The sequence below is a fragment of the Bacillus sp. CH_48 genome (assembly GCF_038008465.1).
GTDB lineage: Bacteria > Bacillota > Bacilli > Bacillales > Bacillaceae_G > Bacillus_A > Bacillus_A thuringiensis_S.
Genome location: NZ_JBBOZF010000001.1, coordinates 5697222 through 5721043, shown reverse-complemented (window position 1 = coordinate 5721043; position 23822 = coordinate 5697222). Strand labels below are relative to the sequence as shown.

Sequence of the window (23822 nt, the reverse complement as noted above, 5' to 3'; positions counted from 1 at the left end):
TAAACTTGCTTCTAAAATATTAGTGTTTAATATAAGAGTGTCCTTAACGTACTTTTTTATTTTGAAGTCTGCATCTTTATTAACAATTTATGCTTCTTTTTAACTCCATCCAAATATGATTAAAATTAAGATGGTTCAAGTCGGAGGAAGGCACTTTGATGTGTCTTTTCTTATGACTTTTATCATTAACTATTTAATGTTTTTTAAATGATTACATGACATAGTTTTTTTGTACCAAGCTTTGTTGATACAGTTAGACTTATCCGTTAGTGTATTCGTATTATTAGAACATCCTACAGTATTTAGGGAGAATGTGGCCAATAAAAACCATAATATTAATTTCTTCATATAACCACTTCTAACTCTTTTTTAATTAACATTTTTTAAGATCCTTATTAATTTTACATTATATTAAGGGTTGGGAAATATTCTTATACTCATAAATTGTTACGTTTTGGCGGGAAGAGGAATTATAAGTTACAGCGATTTTTAAGATGACTTTGGCCTAGGATGTAATTACTAAGAAAAGTAATTCAAATCGAAGGGGAAACGTCTTAAATTGTCTTTTTTTTTATTTTCAATAAGGTCTGCTAAATGCATGTATGAAACAAATTCTACAATAAGGCCTAGTTTAATCATGCATTCACTTGTGAAGTATTCGTATAGTTAGACTCTGTTCACTTAGCAATTTTCACCGCAGATGCCTTTTTTCTATGGCTTGTTCTTGTAATATTGTCTCTACAAAACTAAAAAGAAAACTCCTCTAATTAAGAGGAGTTTTCTTTTTAGCGGTAGTTAATGAACTGTACGTCGATTGGTAAATCAGCGCTACGAACAGCTGCAATTACTGCTTGTAAGTCATCACGGCTTTTCGCTGTAACACGTACTTGATCGTCTTGTACTTGTGTTTTTACTTTTAATTTCATTTCTTTAATGATGTTGTTAATTTTTTTAGCGTTATCTTTATCGATACCTTGTTGAAGTGTTGCGCGTTGGCGAACAGTGTTGCCAGTTGCAGCTTCAACTTTTCCGTAATCTAAGTTCTTAATTGGAACGTTACGTTTTACAAGTTTAGAAATTAAAACGTCTTTTACTTGGTCTAATTTGAACTCGTCGTCAGAAGTTAAAACTAGTACTTCTTTTTCTAATTTAATATCACTTTTACTTCCTTTAAAGTCATATCGGTTTTGGATTTCTTTTAATGCGATATTAATTGCGTTTGTTACTTCAGGTAATTCTACTTTCGAAACGATGTCAAAAGAACTATCTTTTGCCATAGTTAGCACCTCCAAATAAATTTCTAATCTTGTTATGTACTGTACATACTAAAGTATAGCTGAAAACGAGTCTAGACTTAAGTGTTTTCATACTTATATTCATGTAACCTCACTTTATTATAGTGAATTTTGGGCAGTTGGACAAATACAGGAAAAATCATGTTATAATTAACTTTTGTTTGGAATGATAAAAAAGATAATTTTATATATATAGAAGGGAATTAAAAAATATGTATTTGCAAATAGGATCGATTGAACAGGTAACTGTTTTACGCGAAACGGAAATTGGATATATGGTTGGGAATGAAGAAGAAGAAATTTTCCTACATAAAAACGAAGTAGCTGGAGAAATTGAAGAAGGCGATACGATTGATGTATTCTTATACCTTGATCACCAAAATCGTATTTCAGCAACAATGAAGGAGCCAATTATTACAACGTATGATTGGAACTGGGTAAAGGTTGTAGAAGTCATTCCTAGTTTAGGTGTGTTTGTTGATATTGGTGTATCAAAAGATATACTAATTCCAGCTGATGAGTTCCCGATTTATATGCCGGTATGGCCAGAAGTAGGCGACGAATTATATTGTACGTTAAAATTAACGAATCGTGATCGTTTAATTGCTCTTCCGGCAAGAGACAGTGATATGCAAGAAATTATCGTAGATGCAACGCCATCTATGCGTAATAAAAACGTAAATGGACGTGTATATCGTTCTCTTCAAGTTGGTTCATTCGTACTAACTGATGAGCATTTCCGTGCTTTCTTACACCATACAGAAAGAAAAGAACAAGTCCGCATCGGGGAGCGTGTAACGGGCCGTATTATTGACGTGAAAGATGATGGTACAATTAACATTTCACTTCTTCCTCGTAAAGAAGAAGGAATGGAAGACGATGCGGCAGTAATTTATGCATATATGGAAGAGCGAGGCGGAGCAATGCCGTTTTGGGATAAGAGCCATCCAGAAGATATTAAAGAACGCTTTAACATGAGTAAAGCTGCATTTAAGCGCGCACTTGGTAAGTTGATGAAAGAAGAAAAAGTTTACCAAGAAGAAGGTTGGACTTACTTTAAGAAATAAGATAGAAGATTAAAAAGCACAACCTTATTTTTAAAAAAATAAGGTTGTGCTTTTTTAATTTCCTTGTGGAGAAACAAGAGTAAATGTATCTTTCAAATCACTATCGTTTATTTTAATATTTGCCTTTTTTAATTCCTCTTGTAACAATTTTTTGCTGAATATAGGGTCAGCGATACGTTCTTCTTCTAAGTTTTTGCGAATAGATTTTTTTACCTCATCGTAAGGTTTTAAATCTTTTTTATCAGTTAATTTAATAACGTGATAACCGTTTGATGATTTTACGGGATTGCTAATTTGTCCAACATTTAGTTTGTAGGCAGCCGTTTCGAATTCAGGAGCCATTGTACCTGAATTGAAGTATCCAAGGTCTCCGCCTTTATCTTTTGATAGTAGATCTTGTGATTCTTGTTTTGCTAATTCTTCAAATGAAGCACCAGCATCTAGTTTACTCTTTATTTCTTTCGCTTCATTTTCGTCACTTACTAAAATGTGACTCGCTTTAATTTCTGGCTTATAGTGGTCTTTTACGTCTTTTTCTGTAATGCTTTTCTTAATCGCTTCATTCATAGCAAGTTTGAACTTAATTTGATTTTTGAAATCCTCTTCATCTTTTAAACCATTATTTTCTAATACTTTTTTGAATTGATCTCCATATTGTTTTTTTACTTTTTCTACTTCTTTATTTACCTCTTCATCAGATACTTTATATTTTTTTGTGATGACGTCTTGTGCCATCATTTCGTATAGCATGTCTTTTCCGTAACGATCTTTCAATTGTTTTTCGAAGTTATCCTTTGTAATGGTCGAGTCTGTTGCTGTAGCGACTGTAGCTGAGCCATTTTTTTGTTCGCAAGCAGATAGCATCAATATACTTATTAGTGCAGTAATAATGAAAATATGTTTCCCTCTCATGCCAACACCTCATCCGAATATGTTATCGCTATTGTAGAATATAGAAGTGAACATGAAGTGAATTTTTAATGTTTTTTTCCTTTAAAATGTAAAAAAGTACATCAACATAATTGTTGATGTACGATGGAATCAAAGGTGATCGGTCTTTTTAGAGTATGCACGTTTACCTTGCTGAATATTTTTTTGCTCTTGCTCATTTTTTTGTGTGCGTTTTGCGTTATTATCGCGTGCTTTTTTGTCGTTATCACTCGTATGTGGCATATGTATCAACTCCATTCCTAAACGTTGTACGTTTATCATTTCCTTTTTCGTAAAGACTATGTATAGCGGTGCATTTATGAAGGGTAAAGGTGGATTCGAAATGGATTTGAAGTTGAATTATACTGAACTTATAAAGAAGTTAATCGTTGTAATCATCGCAGGTTTATTAAACGCGATTGGGATGAATTTATTTTTAACACCAGCAAAAGTGTATGCGAGCGGCTTTGCTGGATTGTCTCAATTATTATCACAAATATTAGGTGATTTTTTATCGATTCACATATCTACGGGAGTATTGTTTAGCTTATTTAATATTCCTGTCGTTATTTTAGCGTGGAAAAAGGTTGGAAAGGCCTTCACCTTTTTTAGTTTTCTTTGTGTTATATTTATGACTCTGTTTCTAGAAATCATCCCTGTTAGAGCGGTTTCGAATGATATTATATTAAATGCGATTTTTGGCGGGATTATTTCGGCAATTGGAGTAGGGATTGCTTTAAAGTGGGGTGCTTCTACAGGTGGATTAGATATTATCGCCATGATTTTATCAAAAATAAAAGATAAGCCTGTAGGTACATACTTTTTCTTTTTTAATGCAATTATCATTATCGCTGCTGGCTATGTATATGGATGGGAAAAAGCGTTATATACGTTAGTGACTTTATATGTATCAACGAGAATTATTGATGCAATTCATACTCGTCATGTAAAGATTACAGCATTAATTGTTACGAAGAATGGGGCGGACGTAAGAAAGGCGATTCACTCGCGATTAGTAAGAGGAATTACAACGATACCAGCAACAGGTGCTTATACGAATGAAAATAAAGAAATGTTAATGATGGTTATTACCCGTTACGAGTTATACGAATTGGAGAGGATTATTAAACAAGTGGACCCAGGTGCATTTACAAATATACTGCAAACAGTTGGGGTGTTCGGATTGTTTCGGAAAGATTAAAGAGGACCAAAGTTGGTCCTCTTTTTTAATGTACATTCGTAATGTTTTGCAATTGCTCTTGCATTTCACGGAGCTGAACTTTTTCAGCAGTTGAAGAGTTTGCGTAAGCGGATTGCAAAGCATTTTTTGCTCTATATACGAGATCTTGTTGCTCAGTACCGCTTGAACAAGATACGGCATTTTCAACAGCATCTCTAGCTTGTTGGAATAGTAAGTTCCCCATTTAAACCCCTCCAAAAGAAGAGTTACTTCTTGCCTTTTCTGCCTCAGCTAATGTACCTCTGTACGGGAATCTTGCATCATGCTTCATAACAGCATCGGCTCCTTGTTGGATAAAACGTTTTGATTTGTTCTTTTTACCCATTCGAAAAACCCCCTTTATTTAGCTGAAAACAATCGACGCGATGTCTTATGCGCCTACTTATAGTATGGGCATTTGGCAGGAAACTATAAGCAGGGAATTTTTAGATTACAACCCAAGAACCTCTTCTAAATATAAAGCAATACCATCTTCTTCGTTCGTTAACGTAGTATGGTTTGCGAGTGATTTTAATTCAGGGATGGCATTACCCATTGCGATGCCGTGACCAGCAAATTCAATCATTTCAAAATCATTATCTTCGTCACCGAAAGCGATAATTCGCTCTTGTGGAATGTTGTAATGACTAGAAATTTTTTGTAATCCGACCGCTTTATTTAATCCGCTTTTTACAATTTCAATAATCGGCCAAGGTGCACCCCATTTTCTATGGTCGATTACTTCCGCATGCATATCAGTTAAATGTTGACGAATTGCAGTAGAATGCTCGTCATGTGCGTCAATTAATAAGCAAGTTGGATGGTCATTTAAAATATTTAATAAGTCTCCTGTAAAAATCTTAGGAGAACCGAATTCGAAAATGTGTTTTTTATCTTCATCAATTTCACGAACATACACATCATCCATAACTTCAGCGTATATATTTTTTACGCCGAAATCAAAACAAGCTCGTACAATTTCTTGCGCTGTTGCTAGCTCAAGAGGAGAGTGATGTATACCCCAGTTTGAATCAAGAGGATGGTGCACGTACGCACCGTTAAAGTTTACGATAGGTGTATTCAGACCTAGTTCTTTATAGTAATCATAACTAGCGCGGAATGGACGTCCTGTTGAAATAACGACAACGTGTCCTTGTTCCTTTGCTTTTGCAATTGTATGTTTCGTTCGAGTGGAAATTATTTTGTTGTCTGTTAATAAAGTGCCGTCTAAGTCTAATGCGATTAAATGTTGTTTGTTCATAATTTCACCTCTTATAATAATTTTTTTGTTTCTATCTGTATTTCCGTTTTTAATATGCAGAAATAAGAGGTTAGACTGGGTGAGACCACCATAGATGGAGGTTTCACTATATATCCATCTTACGTCGCGAAGTACTATGGTGTCTACTATTTCTCGTTGGAAATTAAGAAAAGTCAACATCTTTTTAGAAAGTTCAAATAATGTTTCTTTCATTATGTACAAAATGTGAAAAGGGTTACATTTCTCGTATGATGAGGCATATAATGAACATGTAATCTTCTCGTATATGTTTGACTCTCCTTTGAAACTAGCCTAGAGTAGGTTGGTTTCTTTTTTTCTACAGATAGGAAAGGAATTCCTTCCTAAGCTTGTGTCATTCATGTATATGTACAAGAATGAGATGTAGTACTTGTTTCCTAAACATGACAGAAAACCTTTCTTTTAAAATGGATATACTAATGAGGCAAGACGTCATGGAAGGAGAATGAAGATGGGACAAAATCGCAGGTTTCGTTCTGGACAAAAAGCGCCAAATGATGGCATTTACGTAGAAATTGGTGAAACGGGAAGTATGGTAAAAAATCCGCAAATGGTACAATTAACTGCCGGTGAAAAGTTTCCAGATAACACGAATCATAACCGCCAGTGGACATATAAAAGAAAACCGTAACAGAAGCCGCAATCTTTATTGCGGCTTTTTTGTTGTTACATAATGTAGTTTCATTTATCGTACTTTTTTTAATAGCATAATGAATGCTCCTTTTTTCTTTTTCCAATAATAAGTTTGAAAATGCATAGGCGAATTTATTGTATAAAAAAGTCAGTTGGCGTATAATTAAATCAAAGGTCAAAGAAAGTCAAACGTTTGGAGGGCTGTAAAGATGGACTTAAATCAAATGACAACAAAAACACAAGAGGCGATTATGAGTGCCCAATCTTTAGCGGTATCTCATCATCATCAAGAAGTAGATACTGTTCATCTCTTGTTTACATTATTAGAAGAGCAAGATGGGTTAGCAGTGCGTATTTTTCAAAAAATGAATGTCGATATAGAAGCGTTAAAGCAAGGCGCCGAAAGTTTAATTAAGAAAAAGCCTTCTGTAACGGGAAGCGGTGCAGAAGTAGGCAAATTATATATAACAGGTGCTCTGCAACAACTATTTGTAAGAGCAGGAAAAGAAGCAGAGAAATTGCAAGATGACTACATTTCAGTGGAACATGTATTGCTTGCTTTTTCTGAAGAAAAAGGCGATATCAATCAATTATTTACAAGATTTCATATTACGAAAGATAACTTATTACAGTCTTTAATGACAGTTCGGGGGAATCAAAGAGTGACTAGTCAAAATCCAGAAGCAACTTATGAAGCGTTAGAAAAATATGGCCGTGATTTAGTGGCAGAAGTGAGAGCAGGGAAAATTGATCCTGTTATTGGCCGGGATAGTGAAATTCGACGTGTCATTCGCATTCTTTCACGTAAAACGAAAAACAACCCTGTTTTAATTGGTGAGCCAGGTGTTGGTAAAACAGCAATCGTTGAAGGGTTAGCGCAGCGTATTGTGAAAAAAGATGTACCTGAAGGGCTAAAAGATAGAACGATCTTCGCGTTAGATATGAGTGCGCTCGTAGCTGGTGCGAAATTCCGTGGTGAGTTCGAAGAGCGTCTGCAAGCTGTATTAAATGAAATTAAAAAGAGTGAAGGGCGTATTTTATTATTTATTGATGAACTTCATACAATCGTTGGCGCCGGTAAAACAGAAGGTGCGATGGATGCAGGGAATATGTTAAAACCGATGCTTGCTCGCGGTGAACTACACTGTATTGGGGCGACGACATTAGATGAATATCGTAAATATATTGAGAAAGACCCGGCGTTAGAAAGACGTTTCCAACAAGTATTAGCAGAAGAACCAACTGTTGAAGATACAATTTCCATTTTACGTGGTTTAAAAGAGCGTTTTGAAATTTATCATGGTGTAAATATTCATGACCGCGCGATTGTAGCAGCATCAGTTTTATCAGATCGATATATTTCGGACCGTTTCTTACCAGATAAAGCAATTGATCTTGTCGATGAAGCGTGTGCAACAATTCGTACAGAAATCGATTCTATGCCGACAGAATTAGATGAAGTAACGCGTCGTATTATGCAGTTAGAAATTGAGGAAGCAGCTCTTGGAAAAGAAACAGATCGTGGTAGCCAAGAACGTCTTAAAACGTTGCAACGTGAACTATCAGATTTAAAAGAAGTTGCAAGTGGTATGAGAGCGAAATGGGAGAAAGAAAAAGAAGACATTCACAAAGTTCGTGACTTACGTGAACATTTAGAACGTCTGCGCCGTGAATTAGAAGAAGCAGAAGGTAATTACGATTTAAATAAAGCAGCCGAACTTCGTCACGGGAAAATTCCAGCAATTGAAAAAGAGTTAAAAGAAGCGGAAGAAATGGGCGCGCATAATAAACAAGAAAATCGTTTATTACGTGAGGAAGTAAGTGAAGAAGAAATTGCAGATATTGTTTCACGCTGGACTGGTATTCCTGTTGCTAAACTCGTTGAAGGTGAACGCGAGAAATTACTACGCTTAGAGCAAATCTTATCAGAGCGTGTCATCGGACAAGAGGAAGCAGTAAGCTTAGTATCAGACGCGGTTCTTCGTGCTCGCGCTGGTATTAAAGATCCGAACCGCCCGATTGGTTCCTTCATTTTCTTAGGCCCTACGGGTGTTGGTAAAACAGAACTTGCAAAAACGTTAGCGCAGTCTTTATTCGATAGTGAAGAGCAAATGATTCGTATTGATATGTCTGAGTATATGGAGAAACACGCAGTGTCACGCTTAATTGGTGCACCTCCTGGATATGTAGGATATGAAGAAGGCGGTCAATTAACAGAAGCGGTAAGACGTAAACCATATTCCGTTATTTTATTAGATGAAATTGAAAAAGCACATCCAGAAGTATTCAACATTTTATTACAAATGTTAGATGATGGACGCATTACAGATTCGCAAGGACGTACAGTGGACTTTAAAAACACAGTTATTATTATGACTTCAAATATTGGATCTGCTCATTTACTAGATGGATTAGAAGAAGATGGCTCGATTAAAGAGGAATCAAGAGACCTTGTAATGGGGCAATTAAGAGGACATTTCCGCCCTGAATTTTTAAACCGTGTTGATGAAATTATTTTATTTAAACCTCTTACAACGAATGAAATTAAAGGTATTGTTGATAAAATTGTAAAAGAATTACAAGGGCGTTTAGCTGACCGTCACATTACAGTAGAATTAACAGACGCAGCAAAAGAATTTGTTGTAGAAGCTGGCTTTGATCCGATGTATGGAGCTCGTCCATTAAAACGATACGTACAACGTCAAGTGGAAACGAAATTAGCGCGAGAATTAATTGCAGGAACAATTACTGACAATAGTCACGTAGTTGTCGATGTAGAAAATAACGAATTAGTTGTTCATGTGAAATAAAAATAAAAAAGAGTTCGGATAAAATCCGGACTCTTTTTTTAGTGTTGTTCTACTGGCTCGTTTGGAATTGCAGCTGAAATCGCTAGTACTAATACAGCAAGAACAACTGAGAAAATAGACGCTTGGTTAAAGTCGTATGTACCGCCAGTCATAGAGCCGATTACATAGCTCATCATATGTACAAGTAAGAACGACCAAATTAATGCCCAAATGAAACGCATATTTTACACCTCTATTCGTTCAATCTGTCCTTATTGTAACACAATTGAAAAAAGAATATAGAAAAATATTTGTAGATTTTTCAACGCAAATTTGCATTCCGTTCATACATTATAAAAGAGTGGTTTTATATGTTTAGAAAATAAGGCGGGGGAAAAATGAGTATTACGGAACGTTTTTTTTACTTAGAAAAAGAACCATGTGTCATTTATTTACCGGAGAAGCCAAATGGATTTTCGGTTATGCTCCTCGGTGATTACAACTACTTTATTGAGAATGGTACAAGTTTATGGACACAGCATGCGGGAAGATCTTATTTTTTACATGGCCTTATTGAGGAAGGCTACACAGTCTTTTCTTCTAATTTATACGGAAGGCACTGGGGAAACGACCAATCTGTTCGTCTAGCAAAACGTTTATATGATGTTGTTTTGAGAAAAGAGACGTTAAATGCGAAAATGCACATAATGGCAGATGGTATGGGTGCGCTTGTAGCACTTGAAATGATGAACAAATACCCTGAATGTATTCGTTCTGTCATTATGTTGAATCCATGTTTAGATTTACCAGAATATGTGGAATTTGAGAAAGAGCATAAGTTTTTTTACAAAAGATTAGTGAAGGAATTAAGTTTGGCGTATGATGCCAAAGAAGAAGAGTTAGATTTAAAAATAAATAAGAAATCATTTACGCTTCTGCCATCTTGTGTACCTGTCAAAGTTTTCGTATCAACACAAGAAAAAAGAGGAAGAAAACAACAGTTGCGTAAATATGAGAAAATGAGGCAATTAAATCAATGCGATACTTCTGTCTTGTTCCATCTGCAAGATGTGAAATATAAAATGGTTAGGCAAACGACTGATTTCTTTAAAAAATATGAAGAAGAATTGTGAAGCTCCCATATACATAAATGAGGAGCTATTTGTTTCAAGGAGAAAGGGTTGGTGGTATGGAACGCGTGCTGATAATAGGTGCACTTACGTTTGTAGGTTATCACCTTGTGAATAAAATGATCGCAGAAGAAGTAGAAGTGTATGGTCTTGATTTTGATGAATTCAATAGTATGACCAAAATTAATGAAGAGAAGTTATTGTTAATTGGGCGAAATGCGTTATTTACGTATTATTCGATAAGAGATGAAGATGGATGGAGATTAGTAGAGGAAGAGAGATTCGATACTGTTTACTTTTGCTTATATGAGCCAAATCAGCAATGTGGATTTCGGAATGAAAGAGTCATATTACAATATTTAAAGCGAATTATAAGAATGTGTGAAGAACAAAAATTGAAGTTAAATTTAATTTCTTCTATTGAAGTAGGTAGTACAGATGAATCGGAAAATAAGCGCATATTTTTGAAAGTAGAAGAAGGATTGAAAAAAGGGGATTTACAATATAGTGTATTTCGAGTTCCTACATTATATGGACCGTGGCAACCGTCTTTTATGATGTATCATCAGCTCATTTTATCAGAACTGGATGAGAAAGAGTGCTATTATGCGAGTGAGGAAAACGGAAGTGATCTACTGTACGTGGAAGATGTATGTGAATACTTATGGGAAAATGGAATGAACGAGCAGCATCTCGGTATATACAATTTGCTTAGTGGTAAAAAGTCATTATGGAAAAAAGGTATGAACCTTTTACGCGCGGATGATAAAGTAAATAAAAATAATAACGAAGTAAGAGATGAGGCTATCGAGGTAATTTCGATAAAAAGAAATACTCCGTTAGAATACGGTTTAAATAAGCAACTGGCACACATGAAAAAATATAAAGAGTTATACGAAGGGTAGCACGCGTGTTACACTATTGTATGTGAAAGTTTTAATGGAGAGGAAGAGTATAATATGAACGAAAAAAGCATGCAGTTTTTACAAATCGCAATGAAGCATTTACCAGAAGCAAAGGCCATTTTAGATGATAATGGAATTGCGCTTGATATGGAGAAAGCACAACCAGTATTAGAGTTATTGATGAAAGTTATGAACGAAGCATATGAGCTTGGGAAAGCAGATCAACAATAAAACCCTTTCTTTTTGAGGAGAAAGAGGCTCGAACCGTCGAGAGAAGCGGTTCGAGCCTTTTTATATTTCAAAAGAAACAGGTAAGGTATGTTTCTGTTTCTTTTAATAAACAATAAAGTGAATAATGCCTAGCTTTATGTTTTAGCTGAAATATATTCTAGACAAAAATACATTTATGTTTTAAAATTAGTACCAAGTCATAATAATTGATATAAAACGGAGGGCTGCGATGTGAACGTGGGCATTTTAGGGATCGGAAGATATGTGCCGGAAAAAGTAGTCACAAATCACGATTTAGAGAAGATAATGGATACATCCGATGAATGGATTCGTACGAGAACGGGAATTGCCGAAAGACGCATTGCCGATGATACAATAGATACTTCGTATATGGCCGTAGAGGCTGCTAAAAAAGCACTTGAAGATGCAGGGGTTAGCGGAGAAGATATCGATCTTATTTTGGTGGCGACAGTAACACCAGATCGTGCGTTTCCAGCAGTAGCTTGTGTCATTCAAGAAGCGATTGGAGCGAAACATGCAGCTGCAATGGATGTAGGTGCAGCATGTGCTGGTTTTATGTACGGAATGATTACAGCGCAGCAATTTATTCAAACGGGAACTTATAAAAATGTATTAGTAGTTGGTAGTGATAAACTATCTAAAATTGTAGACTGGAATGATCGAAATACAGCGGTACTATTTGGAGACGGAGCCGGTGCTATCGTAATGGGAGCTGTTTCAGAAGGAAGAGGCGTTCTATCTTTCGAATTAGGAGCAGACGGAAGTGGCGGTAAGCATCTTTATCAAGACGAGTATGTTATGATGAATGGCAGAGAAGTGTTTAAATTTGCCGTTCGTCAACTTGGTGAATCTTGTCTTCGCGTGCTGGATAAAGCTGGTCTTACGAAAGAGGATGTGGATTTCTTAGTACCGCATCAAGCGAACATTCGTATTATGGAATCTGCAAGAGAGAGATTAAATTTACCACAAGAAAAAATGAGTATGACAATTGAAAAGTTTGGTAATACATCAGCTTCTTCAATTCCAATTGCAATGGTAGAGGAATTGCAAAATGGACGTATTCAAGATGGTGATTTAATTATACTTGTTGGTTTTGGCGGCGGATTAACATGGGGAGCAGTTGCTCTTCGTTGGGGTAAATAAGGACTGAGAGAAAAAAAGGAGTGTATTTTGTATGGAAAAAAAGAGGGTCGTAATTACAGGGCTAGGAGCTGTTACACCGATCGGTACAGATGTTGAAACAGCGTGGGAAAACATTAAAAAAGGTGTATCTGGAATCGGACGACTTACAAGAATTGATCCGGAACTATTTCCAGCAAAAGTAGCAGCAGAAATTAACGACTTTGAAGTCGAGAAATATATTGATAAAAAAGAAGCGCGCCGTATGGATCGCTTTACACAATATGCAGTAGCAGCAGCGAAAATGGCAGTTGCAGATGCAAAGCTTGAAATTACAGAAGAAAACGGACCTCGAATTGGTGTATGGATTGGATCTGGTATTGGCGGTATGGAGACATACGAAGAACAATTTAAGATTTTTACTGAGAAAGGTCCGCGCCGTGTGAGCCCATTCTTCGTGCCGATGATGATCCCAGATATGGCAGCAGGTCAAGTATCAATCGCAACAGGAGCGAAAGGAATTAACACTTGCTCTGTAACGGCTTGTGCATCTGGTGCAAACTCAATTGGTGATGCATTTAAAGCAATTCAGCGTGGTGATGCTGATGCAATGATAACAGGCGGAGCTGAAGCGCCGTTAACAAGTATGGCATTCGCAGGATTTAGCTCAGCGAAAGCATTAACATTTAATGAAGACCCAGCAACGGCTTGCCGTCCATTTGATAAAAACCGTAGCGGTTTCGTAATGGGTGAAGGTTCAGGTATTTTAATTCTTGAAGAATTAGAGCACGCATTAGCTCGTGGTGCTCACATTTATGCGGAAATCGCTGGTTACGGTGCAACTGGTGATGCATTCCATATTACAATGCCGGCTCCTGGTGGTGAAGGCGGCGTGCGTGCGATGCGTCAAGCTTTAGCAGATGCAGGTCTACAGCCAGAAGATATTGATTACATTAATGCGCACGGTACAAGTACGGATGCGAATGAAAAGTATGAAACGATGGCAATTAAAGAAACGTTCGGTGAGCACGCGTACAAAGTAGCAATTAGCTCAACGAAATCAATGACAGGTCACTTATTAGGAGCAGCTGGTGCTGTTGAAGCGATCTTCTCAATTAAATCAATTACAGACGGAGTAATCCCTCCAACAATTAACTATGAAACACCAGATCCAGAATGTGACTTAGATTACGTACCGAATCAAGCGAGACAACAAGAAGTAAATGCAGTATTAAGTAACTCACTAGGATTCGGTGGTCATAACGCAGTATTAGTATTTAAATCGTATAAATAATAGATGAAATAAGGAGTTTTTTCGTAGCATATTACGAAAAAACTCCTTATTTATTTTTACGTCTTTTTCTCTTGTAGCATATACATAAGAAAAAAGGAGGGATAAAGATGGGGGTTATTGAAACAGCTGAATGGCTACATTTATATTATGGACGGCCAGAAAAACTTTGTGAGAAATTTACGAAGTATATTCCGTTGCCAAAAGAAAGGTTGTATCGCTTTTTAATTTCAAAAGGGATGTATCGTCCGGTCATGCATGGGGAAAAGGAAATTAAAGAATTAGAGGAAAAGGAAATTTGGAAAGAGTTGAGCTTGGAGTATGATAAATTGAAAAATTGGTTGAAAGGTCCGGATGTCCCTGTCTTTATTTTATTATCAGATTCCTATAATCGAACTGTACAAGAAGAGTATAACGGTAGGGCTGGATTATCTATGCGTCATGTTATTTTCTTATTTGTATGTGGACGGAATTCGGTGGAAGAATTAAAGGTGTTATTGGCGCATGAATATCATCACATATGCAGGTTACATCAAATTGAGACGAAAGAAACAGAATATACATTACTTGATACGATGATTATGGAAGGGCTAGCTGAGCAAGCGGTAACGGAAAGATATTCAGAAAAAAACAATGCACCGTGGACGATGTATCTTTCAAAAGAAGAGGCTATTTATTATTGGAAAAATGTTGTACATGAAAGAATAAGTATAAAACGAGGAACAAGGGAGCACGACATCTTATTAAATGGATTTCACTCTTATCCAAAGATGCTTGGCTATGCGCTTGGATTTCATATTGTCAAAGATTGTGTAACATTGGAAGGAGAAGATACACTTTCTTTATTATCTATAGATGCAAAAGAAATATTGAATAAAGCAAATACATTTCATATATAAAAAAACAGGAGCTCTATTTCCTGTTTTTTTAGTATTAATAGAAGAAAAAATAATAATTAGAATATATTTCCTTAGGTGGAATAAAGTTAAGAAAAATTGAACATAATGATTGATACAAACAGTAGTGAAGTGAGGGGTAGTGAATGTTATATCTACATGATGTATGGGTAAATTGGTTTGAAGGTGAAGAGAATGGGTATAACGTTTGTCATTTTTACGAATGGCGGAAAGATGATACGATTGAGCTATTAGATCAAGTGCCATTATTAAAAGTAGATGCCACATTATATCATTACATCGAGGACGAATTGTTAGAGCTTCCGCAAAAATTGTTGGAAGACGTACATCATAAGGCTTATATTCGTAAAAATCATGAACGTTTGCAGCAAGAGTATTGCTTTGTTGTTACAGATGGAAAAGGAATTATTGCGATTGATACAATTGGTTACAATGTACCTATTCGTAAAAGCAGACTTATACCACGGCAAGAGCAGATGGTATATGAGATGGTAGAAAACGTACAAGCAGAAAAGTATGAGTTCCAAGTAGAAGAAACAGAAAAAGAACACCACATTTTATCACCATCGCCTTTCATTATGAATGGCTTGACTCGTAAAGAAAGACAACTAAAACAATTATTATTTATGGCGTTAGATCAATTACATACAACGAAAAATACAGCGGAAATTCGCTATTGGTACACAGAGTGGGATCCGTCAGCATATGGAACGGTCCAACATATGGAATTTGAAGATATTTGGGCAAGACTATATGATGAAGCGAAATCAGGCTGGTCTGAGAAGCACGAACAATTATGCGAGCGCCTTGTAAAAGGACAGCCGTTTTTTGAAAAGTTATGGGAAATGGAAAATGAGCAAAAGGTAAATTAAAAAACCGCCAATTGGCGGTTTTTTAATTTGGTGAAATCCAGCTCCAGCGGCAAGAATGTTCGGTGGCTTCGCGCCTTCCTGCGAGGCAAAAAGCGCCTTTACGTCAGGAGCTCCATCCCCCTCACATTCTAAACGAGCCGCTTCCACTTTATATGTAATTTAGCTCCGGCTCCTAGCCCTTCGCGTCTAAGAACCTTCCCCACGAGAAGGTAAAAAGCACCTTCTGTGGGAAAGAACTTTAGCCGTCAGGGCTAAGCAGTCGCCTCCGCTTTTTATGTTACCTACGTTTTCTGCTTAGTCCCATTGCGTTTTCTACTTTGCGTAGTTGTTTGAATGCAACGCGGTTTGCTTTTTCGGCACCTTTGTCTAGAATTTCGTCTAGTTCTGGGGAGCTGATTAGTTCGTTATATTTGTCTTGGATTGGGCGAATTGCTTCTACGACTACTTGTGCTAAGTCGCCTTTGAAGTCGCCGTATCCTTTTCCTTCGTACATTGCTTCTATCTCTTCAACTGTTTTTCCTGAGAATGAAGAGTAAATTGTTAATAGGTTAGAGATTCCAGGTTTATTTTCTTTATCGAATTTCACGATACCTTCTGAATCTGTTACAGCACTTTTAATTTTCTTTTCAATTGTTTTTGGTTCATCAAGCATACTGATCATTGATTTTGGATTCGGATCAGATTTACTCATTTTTTTCGTAGGTTCGGTTAATGACATAACGCGAGCTCCTACTTTTGGAATACGAATTTCAGGAACTATGAACACTTCACGGAAGCGTTTGTTGAAACGCTCTGCTAGATCACGTGTTAATTCCATATGTTGTTTTTGGTCATCACCAACAGGTACGATTTCTGTGTTATAAAGTAAAATATCAGCAGCCATTAATGGTGGATACGTAAGTAATCCAGCTGGAACTGAATCTCTACCTGAAGCTTTATCTTTATATTGTGTCATACGCTCTAATTCTCCAACGTAAGCAACAGATTGCATGATCCATCCTAGTTGAGCGTGTGCAGGTACTTCTGATTGTACAAATAAAGTAGCTTTTTCAGGATCGATGCCGCATGCTACATAAAGTGCAGCAAGACTACGAATGTTTTTGCGAAGTTGTATAGGATCTTGAGGTACTGTAATGGCATGTTGGTTTACAATACAGAAATAGCAATCGTGTTCGTTTTGAAGCTCTGTAAATTGCTTCATAGCCCCTAAATAGTTTCCAAGTGTAATCGTTCCGCTTGGCTGAATACCAGAAAAGATAACTGACATAATTATTTCCTCCTAAATTTGAATGCGTGATAGGGAAGAGAAGGCAAACAAAAAAGCCCATTCATCCCAAAAAACTATAGGGACGAATGGACCGCGGTACCACCCTAATTATTTCACTACTGTGAAATCTCTCTAATCCATAGTAACGTCTGGATATAACGCCAAGGCCTACTACTTTCGGTTCGGTTTGGTGCTCAAAAGCCCATTCCATACTGTACAATTACTTGTTCACACCGACCACAAGCTCTCTGAAATTGCATCAATATGTACTCTTCTTTATCATCGCATACATATAAATTTATTTATTGTTACTTGAGCTCTTTTAATATGAAAGAACTAAAGTTTTATAACAAAATGTTTTGCTGATTATTATATCATATGGGATAGTGTTTGCAAACTACATCAAAATAGTAAAGCTAATGAGGGTCGAGAACAACCCAAGAACGATACCTGTAATACAAATTGGATATGTCCATTTGAATGAATATGTTTTATAAATACGTTCTTTCTTATCTGTAGGTTCCTCGACTTCTTCAATTAAAGAGTCAATCTTTTTGTTCGTGCCAAATACTCTCTGGAAAGCGTAAAGAGTTACATTGAAAAATCCATTTTGAAATATGAATAAAAAACCACCTATCAGAATAAAAAATAGCGCGATATAAAACGAGATGTTGACAAAGTTCAACAAAAATTGAGATGAAATGAGGAATGCACCAATACTAGAAGCAATCATCGCTATAAAAATTAGTATACAAGTATGAAAAAAAACTTTATTCAAAATATTCCCCTCCGTCAAAATATTACTAGAATTATTATACTATAAAAGCTATAATAAGTACTAGAAATAATTTTTTGAAAATTATACACAATTAAAGGTCTGATTTTAAGATGATGGTAGCAATGTTAACGTATCCCTTTACGAAAAATTAAAAATATAAACATTTTATTAAAAATTTTAACAAAAAAACAAAAAACTATATTCACAATCGTCGTATTATATGTATAATGAAAATTGTAGAAACTTGGAGATTATTCTTTCAATTCTACTTTTTAACAAGTGAGGGTACAGGAAGTGCAATTAGGGGAGGCAACACAACATGAAGAAAAAGATACCGTTATTACTTGCATCAACTTTAACTGCAAGTATGTTGCTTGGCGCGTGTAGCTACCAAAAAGATGATGCAAAAGCAAAAGGGAAAGAGAACGCTACGAGTAGTAGTAACGGAAAACAGATTCTTAATTTAACAGAGTTATCTGAAATTCCGTCAATGGATGCATCATTAGCATCTGACTCTTCATCTTCTACAGCATTAAATAATACGATGGAAGGTTTATATCGTATTGGCAAAGATCAAAAGAGAATGCCTGGCGTTGCAGAAGATGTCGAAAAGCTAGATGATGGGAAGAAATACATATTTAAATTAAGAAAAGATGCGAAATGGTCAAATGGGGAACCTGTAACAGCTAAAGACTTTGTGTATTCATGGAAAAGAGCCGTAAATCCAGATACAAAAGCAACGTATTCGTACATTATGTTCGATATTAAAAATGCAGAGAAAATTCATAAAAAAGAATTACCTGCTGACCAATTAGGTGTAAAAGCGATTGATGATTATACATTAGAAGTGGAATTAGACAATCCCGTTCCTTACTTTATCGATTTAACAGTTTATCCAGTATTTTACCCGCTAAATGAAAACTTTGTAAAAGCACAAGGTGATAAGTTTGGTTTAGAGGCAAATACAACATTATATAACGGTCCATTCGTTATGAGTGATTGGAAACATGAACAAAGTTTCCAATTCAAGAAGAATCCTTCATATTGGGATAATAAAACGGTTAAAATCGAAGAAATCAACTTTAATATTGTAAAAAATACAGCAACTGATGTAAATTTATATGAGACAAACGCGATTGATCGTGCGGCTTTAACGTCTGAATTTGTTGATAAGTTTAGACAAAGCCCAGAGTTCCAAACAAGAAAAGAAGCAGGGGTTGCTTACTTAAGATTTAATCAAAGTAATCAGTACTTAAGTAATAAAAACTTAAGAAAAGCAATTTCAATGTCCTTTGACCGTGATAACATTGCGAAAGTTATTTTAAATAACGGTGCAATTGGAGCTTACGGATTTGTTGGAAAAGATTTCGCTGAAGGTCCGAATAAAAAAGATTTCCGAGCTGAAAATGGAAAGCTAGTTGAAACAAATCCAAAAGAAGCGAAAAAGCTTTGGGAAACAGCGAAGAAAGAGCTTGGAACTGATAAAATCGAACTAGAATTCTTAAACTTTGATAATGAAGATGCTAAAAAAGTTGGTGAATTCTTAAAAGGTGAGATAGAAAAGAACTTACCAGGTTTATCAATTAAAATTAAACAGCAACCATTCGCACAAAAAAATAAATTAGAAGATTCTCAGCAATATGATATTGCGTTTGGTATTTGGGGACCAGATTTCCCAGATCCAATCTCATATTTAGATATGTTTGTTACGAATGGTTCTCAAAATAAAACAGGGTATTCTAATCAGAAGTATGATGAGTTAATCCTAAAAGCTAAAACAGATACAAAAGATTTACAAGCTCGCTGGAACAACCTTCTAGAAGTAGAGAAGATGTTAATTAAAGAAGATGCAGTTATCACTCCAATCTTCCAAAAAGGTTCAGCGTATGTAGTAAAAGGTGCCGTAAAAGATATTATCCCAATTAACTATGGTGGTAAATTAACTTACAAATGGGCATCTGTTGAACAAAAATAATCTTTTTTTTCCATCGTTTACAAGGGTATATGCCTATGATGGGCATATGCTCTTATTTTAAAAAAATAAAAGTAAGAATATTTTAAACTATCTTATTGCTTTTGAGAAAAACGGGGAGGTGCTTGACTATGGGACGTTATGTATTAAAACGTTTCGTGTACATGGCTTTGACATTATTTTTAATTACTACACTGACTTTCTTTTTGATGAAATTACTTCCGGGTTCTCCGCTTAAAAACCAGGAGAAGCTATCACCGGCACAAAAAGAAATCATTCTTGAAAAATACGGATTAAATGATCCGGTACCAGTTCAATACGCACGTTACTTAGGTAACTTAGCAAAAGGTGATTTAGGGGTATCATTCCAATATGATAACCGCCCAGTAACAGACATGATTGTGGATCGTATTGGACCATCAGCCCAATTAGGTTTACAAGCGATTATATTAGGGACATTTATCGGTTTAATTTTAGGTATTGTTGCCGCACTTCGTAATAATACGTGGGTGGATTATAGTGCAACAGTTATTTCGGTACTCGGAATGTCGGTACCATCATTCGTATTCGCCGCATTACTACAATATTTCGTAGGGGTAAAACTTGGTTGGTTCCCGGTAGCATTCTGGAAAGGACCAGAGTTTACTGTAATGCCTACAATTGCATTATCGATGGGAGTTATCGCAACAATCGCACGTTTCTCTCGTGCAGAATTAATTGAAGTTATGCAGTCAGACTATATTTTAACAGCGAAAGCAAAAGGAATTAGTCAAGGCGTTATCATTGTAAAACACGCACTTCGTAACGCGTTAATTCCAGTTGTAACAATTTTAGGACCAATGGTTGCGGCATTAATTACAGGAACACTTGTTATCGAGCAAATTTATGCTGTACCAGGACTTGGGGAACAATTCGTTAAATCGATTACTTTAAATGACTATACAGTTATTATGGGAACTACGATTTTCTATAGTGCAATCTTCATTTTAGTTATTTTCATTGTCGATATTTTATACGGAATTATTGATCCTCGTATTCGTTTAGCGGGAGGGAAAAAATGATGAAAGATGTACAAAAATTATCTCCAGATTTATTTCAACAAGCCAATCAAAATAATGTTGATAATGAAGTCATTGCCCGTCCAAGCTTAACGTTTTGGCAAGATGTAAGAAGACGTTTGTTCCAACATAAAGGTGCGATGCTTGGCCTTGTATTATTAGTAATCATTGCGCTATTAGCGATTTTTGGACCGATGGTAAGTAAACACTCGTATAAAGAGCAAGATTTAGGTCGTGCGAAATTACCACCAAAAATTCCAGTTATTGAAAATGTTCATTGGTTACCATTTGACGGTACAGATCAATATGGTGTTGACCAATATGAAAAACGTGATATTAAAGAGTACTTCTGGTTTGGTACAGATGATCTTGGCCGTGACTTATGGACAAGAACATGGGAAGGTACACGCGTATCATTATATATCGCTCTTTTAGCAGCAGCAATTGACTTAGTAATTGGGGTTGCATACGGAGGTATTTCAGCATTCTACGGCGGTAGAGTAGATAATATTATGCAACGTATTATGGAGATTATTAACGGTATTCCATACTTAATCATCGTTATTTTAATGGTAATCATTATGGGATCTGGTATTTGGTCAATTACACTCGCGATGGCGATTACGGGTTGGATAGGGATGTCGCGGATTGTTCGTGGACAAATCCTAAAGTTAAAAAACCAAGAATATGTATTAGCATCTCGTACATTAGGTGCAACAAATACACAATTAATTGTGAAACATTTAATTCCAAACGTAATGGGACCTATTATCGTAATGACAATGTTCACAATTCCATCAGCGGTGTTTGGTGAAGCGTTCTTAAGTTTCATTGGTTTAGGAATTCAGCCACCATTCGCGTCACTTGGTTCTCTTGTAAATGATGGTTATAAATCTATTCAAACGTATCCACACATGATGTTCATCCCTGCGGTTGTCATCAGTATGTTAATTCTAGCATTCAACTTAATGGCAGATGGATTACGCGATGCGTTAGATCCAAAAATGCGTAAGTAAATGAGGAGGGAGAAGTAAAAATGAAAACATTGTTAGAGGTAAAAGATTTACAAGTCTCCTTTGATACACATGCAGGTGAAGTACAAGCAGTGCGCGGAGTTACTTTTGATTTGAAAAAAGGGGAAACATTAGCGATTGTAGGAGAGTCTGGTTCTGGGAAATCAGTTACTTCTAAAGCGCTAATGGGGTTAATCCCAAATCCTCCAGGCCGTATTAAAAATGGAGAGATTGTATTTGACGGTCGTGATTTAACGAAATTAACGGAAAAAGAAATGCAGCAAGTTCGTGGTAAAGATATCGCGATGATTTTCCAAGATCCAATGACATCATTAAATCCAACGATGACAATTGGGAATCAAATTATGGAAGGTCTTATTAAACACCAAGGGATGAGTAGAGGAGACGCACGTAAAGTTGCGTTAGAATTAATCGACCTTGTAGGTATTCCAAATCCAGAAGCACGTTTAAAACAATATCCTCACCAATTCTCAGGTGGTATGAGACAGCGTGTAGTTATTGCGATGGCGTTAGCTTGTAACCCGAAATTATTAATTGCCGATGAGCCGACAACAGCGCTAGACGTTACGATTCAGGCACAAATTTTAGAACTTATGAAAGACATTCAGCAAAAAACAGAAGCGGCAATTATTTTCATTACGCATGACTTAGGTGTAGTAGCAAACGTTGCTGACCGAGTGGCAGTTATGTATGCTGGTAAAGTTGTTGAAATTGGAACTGTAGATGAAATTTTCTATAATCCGAAACATCCATATACTTGGGGCTTAATCGCATCTATGCCAAGTTTAGATGGTTCAGAGGAAGAGTTATACGCAATTCCTGGAACGCCTCCGGATTTATTGAAGCCGCCAAAGGGTGATGCTTTTGCACCACGTAACCCACAGGCGCTGAAAATTGATTTTGAAATGGAACCGCCTTTATTTAAAGTAAGTGATACACACTATGCGGCAACTTGGTTACTTCACGAGCAAGCTCCAGAAGTAAAACCGCCGGCAGTTGTTGAAAAACGTATTCTTCAAATGAAAGCAGGTGAACAACATGACTAAACAACGTGAGAAATTAATTGAAGTAAAAAATGTAAAGCAGCACTTCGACGTGAGTGGTGGTGTTGTCAAAGCGGTTAATGATATTTCATTTGATATTTACCGCGGAGAAACATTTGGTCTTGTAGGAGAATCAGGTTGTGGTAAATCAACAACTGGAAGAACGATTATTCGTTTATATGATGCAACTGCTGGTGAAGTATTATTCGATGGTGAAAACGTACATGGTAAGAAATCACGCACAGAATTGAAGAAATTCAACCGTAAAATGCAAATGATTTTCCAAGATCCATACGCATCACTAAATCCTCGTATGACAGTAGGGGATATTATCGCAGAAGGTATTGATATTCACGGATTAGCGAAAAGTAAAAAAGAGCGCATGGACCGTGTTCATGAACTATTAAACACAGTTGGTTTAAATAAAGAGCACGCAAACCGTTTCCCACACGAATTCTCAGGTGGACAACGTCAGCGTATCGGTATCGCTCGAGCGCTTGCTGTAGAACCAGAATTTATCATTGCCGATGAGCCGATCTCAGCACTTGACGTATCGATTCAGGCGCAAGTTGTAAACTTACTGAAAAAGTTACAAAAAGAAAAAGGGTTAACATACTTATTCATTGCCCATGATTTATCGATGGTAAAATACATTAGTGACCGCATCGGCGTAATGTACCGTGGTCAAATTGTAGAACTGACAACAAGTGAAGAGTTATATGCGAATCCAGTTCATCCATATACGAAATCACTATTATCAGCAATTCCGCTACCAGATCCAGATTATGAGCGTAATCGTAAACGTATCGTATACGATCCATCGCAGCATGATTACGGTAGCGAAGTGCCAACAATGCGTGAAATTCGTCCAGGACATTTCGTACTATGTTCTGAAGCAGAGTATAAGAAATATAAAGAAATCTATCAATAAAAAAGAGCCATTCTTCCATT

General features: G+C 36.3%; 25 protein-coding genes and 1 other annotated feature. Of the genes, 16 read left to right on the top strand and 9 right to left on the bottom strand.

Annotation, left to right across the window (positions count from 1 at the left end):
• Positions 1-785 precede the first annotated feature (785 nt).
• Positions 786-1277, bottom strand: coding sequence for a YajQ family cyclic di-GMP-binding protein (locus tag N2V92_RS28965; protein WP_001040146.1), 492 nt, complete (start codon positions 1275-1277; stop codon positions 786-788).
• A 230-nt stretch (positions 1278-1507) separates the two neighbouring features.
• Between N2V92_RS28965 and N2V92_RS28960 the strand changes: the two genes are divergently transcribed.
• The gene (locus N2V92_RS28960; RefSeq protein WP_000281261.1) at positions 1508-2362 is read left to right on the top strand and encodes a CvfB family protein; all 855 of its coding nucleotides are present in this window, start codon (positions 1508-1510) and stop codon (positions 2360-2362) included.
• 54 nt (positions 2363-2416) lie between these two features.
• Here N2V92_RS28960 and prsA read toward each other — a convergent pair whose 3' ends face one another.
• Together prsA and N2V92_RS28950 are read right to left on the bottom strand one after the other, a co-directional pair.
• Positions 2417-3274, bottom strand: coding sequence for a peptidylprolyl isomerase PrsA (gene prsA, locus N2V92_RS28955; protein ID WP_001214205.1), 858 nt, complete (start codon positions 3272-3274; stop codon positions 2417-2419).
• A 129-nt stretch (positions 3275-3403) separates the two neighbouring features.
• Complete coding sequence (locus N2V92_RS28950; protein WP_001120851.1) at positions 3404-3535, bottom strand: DUF3941 domain-containing protein; 132 nt, start codon at positions 3533-3535, stop codon at positions 3404-3406.
• Between the two features lie 100 nt (positions 3536-3635).
• On the opposite strand from N2V92_RS28950, the gene N2V92_RS28945 reads away from it, so the two are divergent.
• On the top strand, positions 3636-4493 hold the full coding sequence (locus N2V92_RS28945; protein ID WP_000364431.1) for a YitT family protein: 858 nt from the start codon (positions 3636-3638) through the stop codon (positions 4491-4493).
• 25 nt (positions 4494-4518) lie between these two features.
• On the opposite strand, the gene N2V92_RS28940 is transcribed toward N2V92_RS28945, so the two are convergent.
• The 3 genes from N2V92_RS28940 to N2V92_RS28930 all read right to left on the bottom strand — a co-directional run bounded on the left by N2V92_RS28940 (position 4519) and on the right by N2V92_RS28930 (position 5772).
• A complete protein-coding gene (locus N2V92_RS28940; protein WP_000527408.1) occupies positions 4519-4716 on the bottom strand; it encodes a DUF3813 domain-containing protein in 198 nt (65 codons plus the stop codon).
• On the bottom strand, positions 4717-4857 hold the full coding sequence (locus N2V92_RS28935; protein WP_000516816.1) for a hypothetical protein: 141 nt from the start codon (positions 4855-4857) through the stop codon (positions 4717-4719).
• A gap of 105 nt (positions 4858-4962) precedes the next feature.
• Positions 4963-5772, bottom strand: a complete 810-nt coding sequence (locus N2V92_RS28930; RefSeq protein WP_001041241.1) for a Cof-type HAD-IIB family hydrolase — start codon at positions 5770-5772, stop codon at positions 4963-4965.
• Between the two features lie 490 nt (positions 5773-6262).
• On the opposite strand from N2V92_RS28930, the gene N2V92_RS28925 reads away from it, so the two are divergent.
• Together N2V92_RS28925 and clpB are read left to right on the top strand one after the other, a co-directional pair.
• Complete coding sequence (locus N2V92_RS28925) at positions 6263-6442, top strand: YjzC family protein (RefSeq protein WP_000531422.1); 180 nt, start codon at positions 6263-6265, stop codon at positions 6440-6442.
• A gap of 211 nt (positions 6443-6653) precedes the next feature.
• Positions 6654-9254, top strand: a complete 2601-nt coding sequence (gene clpB, locus N2V92_RS28920; RefSeq protein WP_000365378.1) for an ATP-dependent chaperone ClpB — start codon at positions 6654-6656, stop codon at positions 9252-9254.
• Between the two features lie 38 nt (positions 9255-9292).
• Here the strand turns inward: clpB and N2V92_RS28915 are convergent, their stop codons facing one another.
• Positions 9293-9475 carry a YjzD family protein gene (locus N2V92_RS28915; protein WP_001211116.1) on the bottom strand — a complete coding sequence of 61 codons (183 nt, stop codon included), beginning with the start codon at positions 9473-9475 and terminating at the stop codon, positions 9293-9295.
• Between the two features lie 156 nt (positions 9476-9631).
• Between N2V92_RS28915 and N2V92_RS28910 the strand changes: the two genes are divergently transcribed.
• The 7 genes from N2V92_RS28910 to N2V92_RS28880 all read left to right on the top strand — a co-directional run bounded on the left by N2V92_RS28910 (position 9632) and on the right by N2V92_RS28880 (position 15719).
• Positions 9632-10366 carry a hypothetical protein gene (locus N2V92_RS28910; RefSeq protein WP_000028706.1) on the top strand — a complete coding sequence of 245 codons (735 nt, stop codon included), beginning with the start codon at positions 9632-9634 and terminating at the stop codon, positions 10364-10366.
• A 29-nt stretch (positions 10367-10395) separates the two neighbouring features.
• Positions 10396-11268 (top strand): NAD-dependent epimerase/dehydratase family protein, encoded by an 873-nt coding sequence (locus N2V92_RS28905; protein ID WP_000486171.1) that lies wholly within the window; start codon positions 10396-10398, stop codon positions 11266-11268.
• Positions 11269-11322: 54 nt separating this feature from the next.
• Positions 11323-11499, top strand: a complete 177-nt coding sequence (locus N2V92_RS28900) for a ComZ family protein (RefSeq protein ID WP_001003335.1) — start codon at positions 11323-11325, stop codon at positions 11497-11499.
• A gap of 231 nt (positions 11500-11730) precedes the next feature.
• On the top strand, positions 11731-12663 hold the full coding sequence (fabH, locus tag N2V92_RS28895) for a beta-ketoacyl-ACP synthase III (RefSeq protein WP_001100533.1): 933 nt from the start codon (positions 11731-11733) through the stop codon (positions 12661-12663).
• Positions 12664-12694: 31 nt separating this feature from the next.
• Positions 12695-13933 carry a beta-ketoacyl-ACP synthase II gene (gene fabF, locus N2V92_RS28890; RefSeq protein WP_000412645.1) on the top strand — a complete coding sequence of 413 codons (1239 nt, stop codon included), beginning with the start codon at positions 12695-12697 and terminating at the stop codon, positions 13931-13933.
• Between the two features lie 107 nt (positions 13934-14040).
• Positions 14041-14829, top strand: a complete 789-nt coding sequence (locus tag N2V92_RS28885) for a DUF2268 domain-containing protein (protein ID WP_000538198.1) — start codon at positions 14041-14043, stop codon at positions 14827-14829.
• 143 nt (positions 14830-14972) lie between these two features.
• Positions 14973-15719 (top strand): YjbA family protein, encoded by a 747-nt coding sequence (locus tag N2V92_RS28880; RefSeq protein WP_000966119.1) that lies wholly within the window; start codon positions 14973-14975, stop codon positions 15717-15719.
• 277 nt (positions 15720-15996) lie between these two features.
• Here the strand turns inward: N2V92_RS28880 and trpS are convergent, their stop codons facing one another.
• Together trpS and N2V92_RS28870 are read right to left on the bottom strand one after the other, a co-directional pair.
• Positions 15997-16986: a tryptophan--tRNA ligase gene (trpS, locus tag N2V92_RS28875; protein ID WP_000110979.1), complete on the bottom strand. Its 990-nt coding sequence runs from the start codon at positions 16984-16986 to the stop codon at positions 15997-15999.
• A gap of 75 nt (positions 16987-17061) precedes the next feature.
• Positions 17062-17278, bottom strand: a binding site (T-box leader).
• Positions 17279-17383: 105 nt separating this feature from the next.
• A complete protein-coding gene (locus tag N2V92_RS28870) occupies positions 17384-17764 on the bottom strand; it encodes a DUF3899 domain-containing protein (RefSeq protein WP_001045002.1) in 381 nt (126 codons plus the stop codon).
• A 319-nt stretch (positions 17765-18083) separates the two neighbouring features.
• On the opposite strand from N2V92_RS28870, the gene N2V92_RS28865 reads away from it, so the two are divergent.
• From N2V92_RS28865 to N2V92_RS28845, 5 genes are all read left to right on the top strand, one after another.
• Positions 18084-19739 carry a peptide ABC transporter substrate-binding protein gene (locus N2V92_RS28865; protein ID WP_000727209.1) on the top strand — a complete coding sequence of 552 codons (1656 nt, stop codon included), beginning with the start codon at positions 18084-18086 and terminating at the stop codon, positions 19737-19739.
• Between the two features lie 128 nt (positions 19740-19867).
• Entirely contained in the window at positions 19868-20797 is a 930-nt protein-coding gene (gene opp3b, locus N2V92_RS28860; RefSeq protein WP_000534168.1) for an oligopeptide ABC transporter permease, read from the top strand.
• Positions 20794-21810 carry an oligopeptide ABC transporter permease gene (gene opp3C, locus N2V92_RS28855; protein WP_000974107.1) on the top strand — a complete coding sequence of 339 codons (1017 nt, stop codon included), beginning with the start codon at positions 20794-20796 and terminating at the stop codon, positions 21808-21810. The genes opp3b and opp3C overlap by 4 nt, the downstream gene beginning before the upstream one ends.
• Positions 21811-21830: 20 nt before the next feature.
• Positions 21831-22874: an ABC transporter ATP-binding protein gene (locus N2V92_RS28850; RefSeq protein WP_000854341.1), complete on the top strand. Its 1044-nt coding sequence runs from the start codon at positions 21831-21833 to the stop codon at positions 22872-22874.
• Positions 22867-23802 (top strand): ABC transporter ATP-binding protein, encoded by a 936-nt coding sequence (locus N2V92_RS28845; RefSeq protein ID WP_000166354.1) that lies wholly within the window; start codon positions 22867-22869, stop codon positions 23800-23802. The genes N2V92_RS28850 and N2V92_RS28845 overlap by 8 nt, the downstream gene beginning before the upstream one ends.
• Positions 23803-23822: the final 20 nt, after the last annotated feature.